This window comes from Streptomyces sp. 130 (assembly GCF_007096885.1).
Classification (GTDB): Bacteria; Actinomycetota; Actinomycetes; order Streptomycetales; family Streptomycetaceae; genus Streptomyces.
Genome location: NZ_VJNO01000007.1, coordinates 1 through 13,665 on the forward strand (window position 1 = coordinate 1; position 13,665 = coordinate 13,665).

The following is a 13,665-nucleotide window of genomic DNA, read 5'->3' on the forward strand; positions in this document are numbered from 1 at the left end:
GCCGCCCCCGCGGGGGGGGCGGCGAGCCCACCCCCCCCCCCCCCCCCCCCCCCCCCCCCCCCCCCCCCGGGGCCCCCCCCCGCCCCCCCCCCCCCCCCCGCCCCCCCCCCGCGGGGGGGCCCCCCCCCCCGGGGGCCCCCCCCCCGCCGCGTGGCCCGGCCGGGCTACTCGAAACGCGAGGTGTCGCCGGCTCCCCGCCGTACGATCTCCAGCTCGCCGCCGGAGAAGTCGATGACCGTCGTCGGCTCCGTACCGCAGTCGCCGGAGTCGAGGACGATGTCCACCTGGTGGTCCAGGCGCTCCTTGATCTCCCAGCCCTGGGTGAGGGGTTCGGCCTCGTCGGGCAGCAACAGGGTGCTGGAGAGCAGCGGTTCGCCCAGCTCACCCAGGAGTGCCTGCACGACCGGGTGGTCCGGGATGCGGACGCCGACGGTCTTCTTCTTGGGGTGCAGCAGCTGGCGCGGCACCTCCTTCGTGGCGGGCAGGATGAACGTGTACTGTCCGGGCGTCGACGCCTTGACCGTGCGGAACACGTCGTTGTCGATGTGCACGAACTGCCCGAGCTGGGCGAAGTTCTGGCACATCAGCGTGAAGTGGTGGCGGTCGTCGAGGTCGCGGATCGCCCGGATGCGGGCGAGACCGTCCCGGCTGCCGAGCTGACACCCGAGTGCGTAGCAGGAGTCCGTCGGATACGCGACGAGCGACCCGGAGCGGATGCTTTCGGCCACGTTGGTGATGGTGCGCTGCTGGGGATTTTCGGGGTGTACGTCGAAATACTTCGCCATCCGGCGAGTCTACGGCGGGCGGGCGGACGGTTCCCGTCACGGCGGAGTGTCCGGGCCGGGGGCGGGCAGGACAACCGGTTCGAGTGGTGGCCGCCGTCCGAACCCGCCGGGGCCCGCGCGGGTGTGTGCACGATGCACGATACATGCATCGTGCACATATTCCGTGGTATATGTGTACAGAGAGGTCGCCGTCCCGGCGGGGGAGGCGCACCGCAGTCGTAGGGAGCCGTGCGTGGACATGCCTGTGGACCGGATCGAGTTCGAGACGATGCTGCTCGGCCGGCACATGAGCCTGCTCACCTCGCGCGGCGACGGGCGGCTCGACCGGAGCGCGTACATCCTCCTCAGCCGCATCCGGGCCCAGGGGCCCATGTCGATCGGCCAGCTGCACGACGCCTTCGGCCTCGACACCTCGACGCTGAACCGGCAGACCGCCGCGATGCTCCGGGCCGGTGTGGTCGACCGCATCGCCGACCCGGACGGCGGCATCGCGCGCAAGTTCGTCATCACGGACGAGGGCGAGCGCCGCCTCGACAAGGACCGCGCCGAGAACCGCGAGGGCCTGCTGCGGGTCCTCGCCGAGTGGACCCCGCAGGAGGCCGCCCGTTTCGCCGACGACCTGGCCCGGCTCAACCGCGACATCGAACGCCTCGACGGCAGGCCCTGGCCGCGCGACTGAGCCGTACGGCGGACCCGGCGTCCGCGGCGTGAAGCGGAGCTGCGGGCCCGCTTAAGAAAACCTCGATGGACCTGGGGCGCGGGGTACGGCAGATTTCTCCGTGACGGCGGAGGATGGTGCGCGGCAGCCGGTGCGAGCGCGCTGCCACGCCGTCCCCCTCATCCTTCCCCGGGCCGCAGGCTTCCTCAGGCATGCCCCCGGCCCGGGGAACTCAACGCCGTACAGGGAGCCGCAGCCGTGAAGGCACTCGTGAAGCAGAAGGCCGAGCCCGGACTCTGGCTGATGGACGTCCCCGAGCCCGAGACCGGCCCCGGCGACGTACTGATCAAGGTCCTGCGCACCGGTATCTGCGGGACCGACCTGCACATCCGCAACTACGACGGCTGGGCGCAGCAGGCCATCAGCACCCCGCTCGTCCTCGGCCACGAGTTCGTCGGCGAGGTCGCCGCGATCGGCGCGGACGTCGTCGACATCGCCGTCGGCGACCTGGTCAGCGGCGAGGGCCACCTCGTCTGCGGCAAGTGCCGCAACTGCCTGGCCGGCCGCCGACACCTCTGCCGCTCGACGCTGGGCCTCGGCGTCGGCCGCGACGGCGCCTTCGCCGAGTACGTCGCGCTGCCCGCGTCCAACGTGTGGGTGCACCGGGTCCCCGTCGACCTCGACATCGCCGCGATCTTCGACCCGTTCGGCAACGCCGTGCACACCGCGCTGTCCTTCCCGCTGGTCGGCGAGGACGTCCTGATCACCGGCGCGGGCCCGATCGGCATCATGGCCGCCGCCGTCGCCAAGCACGCCGGCGCCCGCAACGTCGTCATCACCGACGTCAGCGAGGCCCGCCTGGAGCTGGCCCGCAAGGTCGGCGTCAGCCTGGCGCTCAACGTCGCCGACGCCACCATCGCCGACGGCCAGAAGGAGCTGGGCCTGCGCGAGGGCTTCGACATCGGCCTGGAGATGTCCGGCCGCCCCGAGGCGATGCGCGACATGATCGCGAACATGACGCACGGCGGCCGGATCGCCATGCTCGGACTCCCCGCCGAGGAGTTCGCCGTGGACTGGGCCCGGATCGTCACCTCGATGATCACGGTCAAGGGCATCTACGGCCGCGAGATGTACGAGACCTGGTACGCCATGTCCGTCCTGCTGGAGGGCGGCCTCGACCTCGCCCCCGTGATCACCGGCCGCTACGGCTACCGCGACTTCGAGGCGGCCTTCGACGACGCGGCGAGCGGGCGCGGCGGCAAGGTCATCCTCGACTGGACCGTCTGACCTCCTCACCTCTTTAAGGAATCCGGCATGTTCGACTCCGTACGCGACGACCTGCGCACCACCCTCGAAGAGATCGAGGCGGCCGGGCTGCACAAGCCCGAGCGCGTCATCGGCACCCCGCAGTCCGCGACCGTGGCCGTCACCGCCGGGGGCCGCCCCGGCGAGGTGCTCAACTTCTGCGCCAACAACTACCTGGGCCTCGCCGACCACCCCGACGTGATCGCCGCCGCGCACGAGGCGCTGGACCGCTGGGGCTACGGCATGGCCTCGGTCCGCTTCATCTGCGGCACCCAGGAGGTCCACAAGGAGCTGGAGCAGCGGCTCTCCTCCTTCCTGGGCCAGGAGGACACGATCCTCTACTCCTCCTGCTTCGACGCCAACGGCGGCGTCTTCGAGACGCTCCTCGGCGCCGAGGACGCGGTCATCTCCGACGCCCTCAACCACGCCTCGATCATCGACGGCATCCGCCTCTCCAAGGCCAAGCGCTTCCGCTACGCCAACCGGGACATGGCCGAACTGGAGACACAGCTCAAGGAGGCGTCCGGGGCCCGGCGCCGGCTGATCGTCACCGACGGCGTCTTCTCGATGGACGGTTACGTCGCCCCGCTGCGCGAGATCTGCGACCTGGCCGAGCGCTACGACGCCATGGTCATGGTCGACGACTCGCACGCCGTCGGCTTCGTCGGCGCCGGCGGACGCGGTACGCCGGAGCTGCACGGCGTCATGGACCGCGTCGACATCATCACCGGCACCCTCGGCAAGGCCCTCGGCGGCGCGTCCGGCGGTTACGTCGCGGCCCGCGCCGAGATCGTCGCCCTGCTGCGCCAGCGCTCGCGCCCCTACCTCTTCTCCAACTCGCTCGCCCCGGTCATCGCCGCCGCCTCCCTCAAGGTCGTCGACCTGCTGGAGTCCGCCGGCGAGCTGCGCGAGCGGCTCAACGCCAACACCGCGCTCTTCCGTACCCGGATGACCGAGGAGGGCTTCGACATCCTGCCCGGCGACCACGCCATCGCCCCCGTCATGATCGGGGACGCGGCGAAGGCAGGCCGGATGGCGGAGCTGCTCCTGGAGCGCGGTGTGTACGTGATCGGGTTCTCCTACCCGGTCGTCCCCCAGGGCGCGGCCCGCATCCGCGTCCAGCTCTCCGCGGCGCACTCCACGGACGACGTCAACCGCGCGGTGGACGCGTTCGTCGCGGCGCGCGCCGAGCTGGAGGGCTGAGGGGCGGTCCCAGGACGGTCGCGGGGGCGGTCAGGGCGCCCCCGCGCCCTGGGACAATAGGTCGCATGATCGATGCCCGGCGGCTGCGCGTCCTGCGCGCCGTGGCGGACCACGGCACGGTGACCGCCGCGGCCGCCGCCCTGTACCTGACCCCGTCCGCCGTCTCCCAGCAGCTCGCCGCCCTGGAGCAGGAGACCGGCCACCGGCTGGTCGAGCGCGGCTCGCGCGGGGCCAGGCTCACCCCGGCCGGCGAGATCCTGCTCACCCACACCAACGCGGTCCTGGCCCAGCTGGAACGGGCGGAGGCCGAGCTCGCCGCGTACGGCTCGGGCGAGGCCGGTACGGTCACGGTCGCCGCGTTCGCCACCGGCATCGGGCTGGTGCTCGCCCCCGCCATCGCCGCGCTCGGCCGGACCGCCCCCGGCATCAAGGTCCGCGTCCAGGACGCCGAGGGCGACGCGAGCGTCCCGATGGTCCTGGACCGCCAGGTCGATGTGGCCGTCGCCGTCGAATACCGGGGCGCCCCGGGCGAGGACGACCGCCGGCTCACCCGCGTCCCCCTCTATTCGGAACCGTTCGACGCGGTGCTCCCGGTGGGCCACCGGCTGGCCGGCCAGGAGCAGGTGGCCGTCGCCGAACTGGCCAAGGACGCCTGGATCGGGCCCTACCCCGGCAACCCCTGCCACGACGTGGTGGTCCTGGCCTGCGAGTACGCCGGATTCGCCCCGAACCTCGAACACTCCTCGGACGACTTCCACGCGGTCGTCGCCCTCGCCGGCGCCGCCGCCGGGGTGGCCCTGGTGCCGCGCACCGCGCTCCAGGGCATGCCGCTGACCGGTGTGGTGGTCCGCCCGGTGCGCGGGAGCGCCCCGACCCGCCGGGTCTTCGCGGCGGTGCGCCGGGGCGCGGAGGCCCACCCGCTGATCGCACCGGTCCTGGACGCGCTGGCGGGCGCGGCGGGCTGAAGGGGTCCAGGCCGGCCGCGACCGTGCCGGCCTCGTCGTCCGGGAAGGCCCGGGCCCCGTCCCCCGACCCGCTCGCGCTCGCACCGGCGGGCGGGCAGGATGGGAGGGCCTTTCCGCGCCGTCAGGAGGACCCGCATGCCCACGAACCAGCCCGCGCCCTTCACCGCCGACGACTACCGGGCCAGGATGGCGCGGGCGGGCGAGAGCGCCGCCGCGGCCGGGCTCGCCGGGGTGCTGGTCGCACCGGGGCCCGACATGGTCCACCTCACGGGCTACGCGCCGCCCGCCGACACCGAACGCCTCACCCTCCTCGTGATCGCGGCGGACCGGGACCCCGTGCTCGTCGTGCCGACGCTGGAGGCACCGGACGCGGAGAAGGCCGTCGGCGCCCCCGCCCTGACCCTGCGCGACTGGACGGACGGCAAGGACCCGTACGAGGTCACCGCGCCGCTGCTGGACGAGCGGGGCCGGTTCGGGATCAGCGACAACGCCTGGGCGATGCACCTCCTCGGCCTCCAGCAGCGCCTGCCCGGCACTTCGTACGCCTCGCTCACCCAGGCGCTGCCGATGCTGCGCGCGGTGAAGGACGCCCACGAGCTGGCACGGCTGGCCGCCGCCGGGGCCGCCGCCGACGCCGCGTACGAGGAGATCCTGAAGGTCCGCTTCTCGGGGCGCAAGGAGACCGACGTCGCCGCGGACCTGGCCCGGCTCCTCACCGAGCACGGGCACTCCCAGGTCGACTTCACCGTCGTCGGCTCCGGCCCCAACGGCGCCAACCCGCACCACGAGGCGGGGAGCCGCACCATCGAGCACGGCGACATGGTCGTCCTCGACTTCGGCGGCCTCATGCACGGCTACGGCTCCGACACCTCCCGTACCGTCCACGTCGGCGAACCCACCGCCGAGGAGCAGCGGGTCCACGACATCGTGCGCGAGGCGCAGGAGGCGGGCTGCGCCGCGGTGCGCCCCGGAGTCGCCTGCCAGGAGATCGACCGGGCCGCCCGCGCGGTCATCACCGAATTCGGTTACGGGGAACGCTTCATCCACCGCACCGGCCACGGCATCGGCGTCACCACCCACGAACCGCCGTACATGATCGAGGGCGAGGAGCAGCCGCTCGTGCCCGGCATGTGCTTCTCGGTGGAGCCCGGCATCTATCTGCCGGGCCGGTTCGGCGTCCGCATCGAGGACATCGTGACCGTCACCGAGGACGGCGGGCGCCGCCTCAACGCCACCGCCCGCGAACTCGCGATCGTCGAGTAGGAGAGGCGGCCGGTCAGTCGTCGGAGAGGACCACGCAGGACTCCGGCGGCAGGTGCAGCGTCCCGTCAGGACCGGGCGGGTCCACCGGCAGCCACGCGGCGAGCACCCGGCCCGGGCCGCCCCGGTGCCGCCCGTTGCCCAGCGGGATCGCGGCCGGCTCCGCGTTCAGGTTGACCGCGATCCGCAGGTCGCCCCGGCGCACCGCGAGCCACCGCGCCCCGTCGTCGTACGCCGCCTTGACGCTCGCCAGGTCCGGGTCGCGCAGGTCCGGCAGGGTGCGGCGCAGGGCGATCAGCTCGCGGTACCAGGCGAGCAGCCGGGCGTGCGGCTCGCGGCCCGGCTCGTCCCAGTCCAGGCAGGAGCGGGCCCGGGTGGCCGGGTCCTGCGGGTCCGGGATCTCCTCCTCGGCCCAGCCGTGCGCCCCGAACTCCCGCCGCCTGCCCGTGCGTACGGCCTCCGCCAGCTCCGGGTCCGTGTGGTCGGTGAAGAACTGCCACGGGGTGCGGGCGCCCCACTCCTCGCCCATGAACAGCATCGGCGTGAAGGGGCCGGTCAGCACGAGGGCCGCCGCGCAGGCCAGCAGCCCGGGGGAGAGGGAGGCGGCGAGCCGGTCGCCGAGGGCCCGGTTGCCGATCTGGTCGTGGGTCTGGGCGTATCCCACGAAGCGGTGGGCGGCGCTGCGGGTGACGTCGACGGGGCGGCCGTGCGTACGGCCCCGGAAGCTGGAATACGTGCCGTTGTGGAAGAAGGCGCTCGTCATCGTCTTGGCGAGCCCGGCCAGCGGGGCGGTCGCGAAGTCCGCGTAGTACCCCTGGGACTCGCCGGTGAGCGCGGTGTGCAGGCAGTGGTGGAAGTCGTCGTTCCACTGCGCGTGCAGCCCGAGCCCGCCCTCCGCGCGCGGGGTCGTGGTGCGCGGGTCGCACAGATCGGACTCGGCGATCAGCGGCAGCGGGCGCCCCAGCTCGGCGGAGAGCGCGTCGGCCGCCGCGGACAGCTCCTCCAGATACGTCAGCGCCCGGGTGTCGGCCAGGGCGTGCACCGCGTCGAGCCGCAGCCCGTCGAGCCGGTAGTCGCGCAGCCAGGCGAGCGCGCTGCCCAGCAGGTACGCCCGCACCTCGTCGGAGCCCGGCGCGTCCAGGTTGACCGCCGCGCCCCACGGGGTGTGGTGCGTTTCGGTGAAGTACGGGCCGAACACGGGGAGGTAGTTCCCGGACGGGCCCAGATGGTTGTGGACGACGTCCAGCACGACGGCCAGCCCGAGACCGTGCGCCGTGTCGACGAAGCGCTTGAGCCCTTCCGGCCCGCCGTACGGCTCGTGGACGGCCCACAGCGACACGCCCTCGTACCCCCAGCCGTGCACCCCGGGGAACGGGCAGACCGGCATCAGCGACACATGGGTGATGCCCAGCTCCGCGAGATGCCCGAGCCGGGCCGCCGCCGCGTCGAACGTGCCCTCGTCCGTGAACGTGCCGATGTGCAGCTCGTAGAGGACCGCGCCCGGCAGCTCGCGCCCCGCCCACTGCGAGCGCCAGGGGTACGCGTCGTGGTCGACCACCGCCGACTCGCCGTGGGGGCCGTCCGGCTGGCGGCGCGAGCGGGGGTCGGGGCGCACCGGACCGCCGTCCAGGGCGAAACCGTACCGGTCGCCGTCCACCGCCTCCGCCTCGGCGGTCCACCATCCGGGCCGGTCCGGATCGGGCTCCATGGGCCGCAGTCCGCCCGCCAGCCGCAGCGCGGCCGACCCCGCGTCGGGCGCCCATACCTCGAACAACATGCAGCACTCCCTCGCTCCCGGGGCCCGGTCGTCGCCCCGGCCCATCGTGCTACGGCGGCGAGGCGGCCGTCAGCCGTCCCACACCATGTCGAAGGCGCGCTCGAAATTGACGTAGCCCAGCCGGGCGAACGCCTTCGCCATCGGCACGTTGCCGACGTCCGTCGCCGCCCGGACGCGCTCCACCCCGTCCTGCGCGGCCAGTATCCGCGTTCCCTCGGCGAGGATGTCGTCGATGTAGCCATGGCCGCGGTGGGCGGGCAGCACGCCGATGTACGCGATGACCGGGTTGTAGTCGTTACGGGCCGGGATCACGAAGCCGACGGGCTCGCCGTCCGGAAGCTCGGCGGCACGCCACCATTCCCGGGGCGTCGCGTACCCGGCCAGCTCCTCGTCGTAATGCTTCTCGGCGGCCTGGCGCGGCGTCAGGCCGGAGGCCAGGTCCCGCTGCCCGTGCGCGTCGAGGGTGCCCTCCATCACCGGCGTCATCAGCGCGAGCAGGTCCTCGCGCCCCGCCAGCGGCCGGAATCGCAGCCGCCCGCTCGCGGCCGGCACCGCGGTCCCCGCGCGCCACTCCAGGCGCAGCCGCTCCACGAGCATCCGGGCCCCGGTGCGCTCCATGACCCTGATCCGGGCTTCGACGGCCTCGCGGACGGCCGGGTCCTCGCGCCAGTCGCCCGGCACGAACCGCCCGTACTCGGGGCGCGGCGCACCGGCCGGGACGACGGCGGCGGTCGCCGCCTCGACCAGCCGCAGCCCGGCCTCCTCGCGCTCGGCGAGGGGCAGCGTGTCGTCCAGGTCGAAGAAGTCGAGCAGCAGCGGTGCCGCGCCGTCCCTGCTCCACCAGGCGACCCGCGCCACCACCCGGTCGCCGCGCAGCGCGACCCACATCCATTCCGGACGGCGGCGGCCCGTGGCGAGATCGTCCGCGAGCTCGTGGTCGAGGACGTAGGGGAGCCGGCGGAAGAGCTCCAGCTCCCCGGGGCCGGTCAGCGGACGGATGGTCAGGTCAAGCGGTGCGTCGGGCACTGAGCTCCAAGGACGAAGGGGTGCGTCACGGCGGTCCCCGGACGACAGCGGCCGACCCTAGCAACGTTCCGCGCGGGCCGCCCGCGGTTATCCGGTGCAGGTCAGAGGGGCCGGAAAGCGGGGTTCTTCTGGACACCCCGGGGCCGTCGGACCGACAATCGAGCCGTGACGTCCCCGTTCGAGTACCACACGCCCACCGCGCGCCTGTCCGACGCGCAGCGCGACCGTGTTCTCGGTGTGCTCCGGGAGGGCGCCGCCCAGGGCAAGCTCTCCCAGGACACCTTCATGCGGCGCATGGAGGTGGCGCTGACGACCAGCCGTCCCGAGGAGCTGGAAGCCCTCACCAAGGACCTGGAACGCGAAGGCCGTTGGTCGCGGGGGCTGCTGCGTGTCGTCGGCGGGGTGTCCGGCTTTCCCGAGCGGGTCCGCCGGGCGTGGCGCGCGGAGCGGCTGCCCAAGCTGCTGCTGCCCGCCCCCAGCCCGCACCCCCTGCTCATCGGCCGCGACCCGGGCAACGGACTGCGGCTCAGCCACGAGACCGTCTCCCGGATGCACGCGGAGCTGACCGCGCACGGCGACCGCTGGCTGCTGCGGGACCTCGGCTCGACCAACGGCACCTGCGTCAACGGCCAGCGCGTCACCGGCACGGTCCCGGTCCGCGAGGGCGACCAGGTGAGCTTCGGCCGCATGATGTTCCGTCTCTCCGCGCCCACGCTCCGGCCGCCCGCCTGACGCACCCGCTCACGCCCGCTGGTGCAGCCCCCGGCCCGCCAGGGTGAGGAAGGACTCGCCGACCGCCTCGGAGAGCGTCGGGTGCGGGTGGATGTGCCGGGCGACGTCGAAGGGTTCCGCCTCCCAGCCGACGATCCGCTGGGACTCGGCGATCATCTCCGAGACGTGCGGCCCGACCAGGTGCACGCCGAGCACCCGCCCGGCCCGTTCCGCGACCACCTTCACCAGGCCGCCCTGCCCGTGCACCATGCCCTTGGCGACCGCGGTCAGCGGCATGGTGTTGACCACCACGTCGTGGCCCGCCTCGCGCGCCGCCGGCGGTCTTCTCCCGCGTCCCGCTGACCGGCGCGGCGGCGGCGTTCACCGACCTGCTGGCCGGCATCCGGAGCACCGGCGAGGTGCCCCCTTTGTCACCCGGACGGCCGCGCGCCGACTGCGACGCGACCGTTCAGGTGATGCCCTGAGAGGGACCGCGCCGTCCACCGGCGTACCGACTCTCCCGGGGGAACCGCCATGCAGGCAGACGCGCCCCGAGACATACCCGCCCCGACCACCTCGCCCGAGCCACGCGCCCACGCCACCCGGTCCGGGTCGCGCGGGACCGGCCGGTCCCGCACCGGGCCCAGTCTCCTCGCGCGCGGCGCGGCCCGGGACCCGTACCGCTTCTACCGGATGCTGCGCGAGCAGCACCCGCTCAGTTACGACGCGCCCCTCGGGGCCTGGCTGATCAGCCGGTACGACGATGTGACCGCAGCCCTCACCGACCCCCGGTTCACCGGCTTTCCGCAGGACGGGGCGCCCCGGGGCGGGCCCGCGCCGCTCGGTCTGTGCCACGGCAGCCCGCGCTGCCTGCCCGCCGACCGCTACACCGTGGTGACCGGCACCGTCCCCGGCGCCCTCGCCGAGCGCGTGCAGCGCACCGCCCATGTGCTCGCCCGGCGGATCGCCCGCAGCCCCCGGGCCGACCTGGTCGAGGAGTTCTGCCGCTGGCTGCCCGCCGCGCCGGCCGGGAACGGGCCCTGCGCCCGGGACACCGCCCTGCGCCGGACCGTGCTCGCCTCGCTCCTCGCCAACCTGCTGGACGACCCCGACCTGCTGGCCGCCCTGCGCATCGAACCCGCGCTCACCGGGCGGGCCTGGACCGAGTCGCTGCGCCGCGACCCGCCGGTCCAGGTCGTCCTGCGCCGCACGGTCGCCGAGGTCACCCTCAGCGGCGGCACCCTCCCGGCGCGGGCGCCCGTCGCCTGCCTCGTCGGGGCCGCCGCGCGCGACCCCGGGCGGTTCGCGGCCCCGGACACCTTCGACCCGTTCCGTCCGGACCAGGACCGCACGCTGACCGGCCCGCCGGGCTGCCCGGCCGTGGCGCTCAGCCGGCTGGAGGCCGAACAGGGGCTGCGCGCCCTGCTCGACGCGATGCCCCGGCTCCGCTGGGCGGAGGGCTTCCGCCCGGCCGCCACCGGCCTGCTCACGAGGGGCCCGCGCTCCCTCCTCGTCCGGCCCGGCTGAGGGCCTGTCGTCCAGCTGCCGTCTGCCGCTCGACGGCAGCTGGACGACAGGCCCCCAGCCTCACCCGCGTACCAGCAACGCCACCGGGCGGTCCGCGAAGAGCTCCGCCACCTCCGCCGTGCCGCCCGCGAAGGTGCGGCCCGGCGCGAGGAGGTCCCGCCACACGCCCTCGTCCGGCAGGGCCAGCCGGGTGCCCCGCCAGCCGCCCGACTCCGCGAGCCGCAGCGACAGCCGGGTCACCGCCGTGACGACCTCGCCGGAGCGGCAGAAGGCCAGGCAGTGCGAGGCCGCCGGGCCCGAGGCGCGCAGCGGGGCGTACGTGCCCGACTCGCCGAACACCGCGGGCCGCTCCCGGCGCAGCCGCAGCGCCACTCCGGTCAGCTCGGCCTTCTCGTCGACGGGCTCGTCCGGCGACGGCTCCCGGAACGGCCGCCGGTTGTCCGGGTCGACCAGGGCCAGATACGTGCGTTCGGTGCCCTGGTAGAGATCCGGCACCCCCGGCATCGTCAGGTGCACCAGCGCCGCGCCCAGCGACTGCGCCCGCACATGCGCGGCGAGCGGCGCGGCGAACTCCTCCACTAGGGACCGCACCGGGCCGGCGTCCGCGGCCGGCCCGGCGGCCACGAAGTCCGACGCCATCCGCTCGTACACCGGATCGGGCTCCGTCCAGCTGGTGAACAGGCCCGACTCGCGCACCGCCTTCAGCAGCGCCGGCTCCAGCCGCGCCGCCCGCTCGTCGGCCGGGATGCCCGCGCAGCCGACCGCCGTCTGCCACGCCTGCCAGGCCAGCTGCGGATCGGGCGCCGCCTGGGCGGACCGCCCGAGCCCCGCCACCAGTCCCGCCCACCGCCCGGGGCACTGGGACAGCACCGCGATGCCCGCCCGCACATCGGCGCTGCGCTTGGTGTCATGCGTCGTCAGGGCCGTCCCGGTGGCGGGCCAGTCGCGGGCGAGCCGGGCGCAGAAGGCGTGGAAGTCCTCCGGCTCGACGGCCGGGTGCCCCGGGTCGCCGCCCACCTCGTTGGCCGAGATCAGCGGCAGATAGCGGTAGTACGCGGTGTCCTCGACCGCCTTCGCCCGCAGCGCGGACGCGGTCTGCGCGAACCGGGCGCAGAACGCCGCCCGGTCCCCGCCGCCCCCCAGCCGCCCGAGCGCCAGATCCCGCACCACGTCGACCGCCGACGCCTCCTCACGTACCGCGAACACCGCCTTGGCGTCGCTCACCGTCGTCGCGTCGAGCGTCGCCTCCGCGGCCTCGGAGCAGAGGCCGCCCGCCGTCACGTACGGGCGGTAGACCGGGACGCGGACCAGCAGCTCGCGGATGGCGGTGCGCAGCGCCCAGGGGGCGTGGTCGCGCAGCGCGGGGTCGCCGGCGCAGATCCGGGAGGCGAGGCGGGTCAGCAGCTCGGTCTCCGCCGCCAGTTCATGGGTGACGACGCGGTACGCGGCCCGGCGCACGGTCGCCGTCCAGTGGCCGCCCCGGTCACCGGCCGGGGACGCGGCCTCGCGGTAGTGGCCCAGCAGCTCGGCGGCGCCCCGGGGGTCGGTGAAGAGGCCGTCGATCCGGTACAGCGCGTCGTAGCCGGTGGTCCCGGCGACGGCCCAGCCGGCCGGCAGCCGCTCGGAGCCGGTGAGGATCTTCTCCACCACCGTCCACACCCGGCCGCTCGCCTCGGAGAGCCGTTCCAGATAGCCGGCCGGGTCGGCGAGACCGTCCGGGTGGTCGATCCGCAGACCGTCGGCCACCCCGTCCCGGACCAGTTCGAGGATCTTGCCGTGGGTGGCGGCGAAGACCTCCGGGTCCTCGACGCGCACCCCGATCAGGTCCGAGATGGTGAAGAACCGCCGGTAGTTCAGCTCGGTGCGGGCCAGCCGCCACCAGCCGAGCCGGTAGTGCTGGGCGTCCAGCAGCTCGGGGAGCGGCAGGCGGGCGGTGCCCTCGCGCAGCGGGAACTCCTGCTCGCCGTAGCGCAGCACCTCGCCGTCGACCCGCATCCGCGCCATCTCGTCGCCGATCCGGCCGCCCAGCACCGGCAGCAGCATCCGCCCGTCGCCGGCCGCCCAGTCGATGTCGAACCACCGGGCGTACGGGGACTGAGGGCCCTCGCGCAGCACCTCGCGCAGGGCGTGGTTGTGGACGGGGTCGGCCGCCATGTGGTTGGGCACGATGTCCAGGACCAGGCCGAGGCCGTGCTCCCGGGCGGTGCGCGCGAGGCGGCGCAGCCCCTCCTCACCGCCCAGCTCGGCCCGGACCCGGCCGTGGTCGGTGACGTCGTAGCCGTGCCGGGAGCCCGGCACCGCTTCCAGGACCGGGGAGAGGTGCAGATGGGAGACGCCGAGCGAGGCGAGGTACGGCACGGCGTCCTCGGCGGCGCGGAACGGGAACTCCGGCTGGAGCTGGAGCCGGTACGTGGCGGTAGGCGTCATGGAAGGCTTCGTACCCACATC

Annotated in this window: 11 protein-coding genes and 1 pseudogene; 7 read left to right on the plus strand and 5 right to left on the minus strand. The window is 74.5% G+C overall.

The features are described 5' to 3' along the window. Nucleotides 1-164: 164 nt before the first annotated feature. Nucleotides 165-785, minus strand: a complete 621-nt coding sequence (locus tag FKN01_RS08315; protein ID WP_143618033.1) for an L-threonylcarbamoyladenylate synthase — start codon at nt 783-785, stop codon at nt 165-167. Between the two features lie 232 nt (nt 786-1,017). Here FKN01_RS08315 and FKN01_RS08320 point away from each other — a divergent pair, with 232 nt between their 5' ends. The 5 genes from FKN01_RS08320 (at nt 1,018) to FKN01_RS08340 (ending at nt 6,179) form a co-directional block, all read left to right on the plus strand. After that, a complete protein-coding gene (locus FKN01_RS08320; protein ID WP_143618035.1) occupies nt 1,018-1,464 on the plus strand; it encodes a MarR family winged helix-turn-helix transcriptional regulator in 447 nt (148 codons plus the stop codon). A 237-nt stretch (nt 1,465-1,701) separates the two neighbouring features. Next, on the plus strand, nt 1,702-2,730 hold the full coding sequence (tdh, locus tag FKN01_RS08325; RefSeq protein WP_143618037.1) for an L-threonine 3-dehydrogenase: 1,029 nt from the start codon (nt 1,702-1,704) through the stop codon (nt 2,728-2,730). A 27-nt stretch (nt 2,731-2,757) separates the two neighbouring features. Further along, nucleotides 2,758-3,951 carry a glycine C-acetyltransferase gene (locus tag FKN01_RS08330; protein WP_143618040.1) on the plus strand — a complete coding sequence of 398 codons (1,194 nt, stop codon included), beginning with the start codon at nt 2,758-2,760 and terminating at the stop codon, nt 3,949-3,951. Between the two features lie 65 nt (nt 3,952-4,016). Then, nucleotides 4,017-4,916: a LysR family transcriptional regulator gene (locus FKN01_RS08335; protein ID WP_143618042.1), complete on the plus strand. Its 900-nt coding sequence runs from the start codon at nt 4,017-4,019 to the stop codon at nt 4,914-4,916. Between the two features lie 135 nt (nt 4,917-5,051). Beyond that, nucleotides 5,052-6,179 carry an aminopeptidase P family protein gene (locus FKN01_RS08340; protein WP_143618044.1) on the plus strand — a complete coding sequence of 376 codons (1,128 nt, stop codon included), beginning with the start codon at nt 5,052-5,054 and terminating at the stop codon, nt 6,177-6,179. Between the two features lie 13 nt (nt 6,180-6,192). Here the strand turns inward: FKN01_RS08340 and treZ are convergent, their stop codons facing one another. Both treZ and FKN01_RS08350 read right to left on the minus strand, forming a co-directional pair. Beyond that, the gene (gene treZ / locus FKN01_RS08345) at nt 6,193-7,953 is read right to left on the minus strand and encodes a malto-oligosyltrehalose trehalohydrolase (RefSeq protein ID WP_143618046.1); all 1,761 of its coding nucleotides are present in this window, start codon (nt 7,951-7,953) and stop codon (nt 6,193-6,195) included. 69 nt (nt 7,954-8,022) lie between these two features. Beyond that, nucleotides 8,023-8,979: a GNAT family N-acetyltransferase gene (locus tag FKN01_RS08350; protein ID WP_143618048.1), complete on the minus strand. Its 957-nt coding sequence runs from the start codon at nt 8,977-8,979 to the stop codon at nt 8,023-8,025. Nucleotides 8,980-9,144: 165 nt separating this feature from the next. On the opposite strand from FKN01_RS08350, the gene FKN01_RS08355 reads away from it, so the two are divergent. Next, nucleotides 9,145-9,711 (plus strand): DUF1707 and FHA domain-containing protein, encoded by a 567-nt coding sequence (locus FKN01_RS08355; protein WP_143618050.1) that lies wholly within the window; start codon nt 9,145-9,147, stop codon nt 9,709-9,711. A 9-nt stretch (nt 9,712-9,720) separates the two neighbouring features. Here the strand turns inward: FKN01_RS08355 and FKN01_RS08360 are convergent. Continuing rightward, a pseudogene (locus tag FKN01_RS08360) lies at nt 9,721-10,023 on the minus strand (dihydrolipoyl dehydrogenase); the annotation flags it as partial. Nucleotides 10,024-10,224: 201 nt separating this feature from the next. Between FKN01_RS08360 and FKN01_RS08370 the strand changes: the two are divergent. Further along, a complete protein-coding gene (locus tag FKN01_RS08370; RefSeq protein ID WP_143618052.1) occupies nt 10,225-11,217 on the plus strand; it encodes a cytochrome P450 in 993 nt (330 codons plus the stop codon). A 60-nt stretch (nt 11,218-11,277) separates the two neighbouring features. On the opposite strand, the gene treY is transcribed toward FKN01_RS08370, so the two are convergent. Then, nucleotides 11,278-13,644, minus strand: a complete 2,367-nt coding sequence (treY, locus tag FKN01_RS08375; RefSeq protein WP_143618055.1) for a malto-oligosyltrehalose synthase — start codon at nt 13,642-13,644, stop codon at nt 11,278-11,280. Nucleotides 13,645-13,665 lie beyond the last annotated feature (21 nt).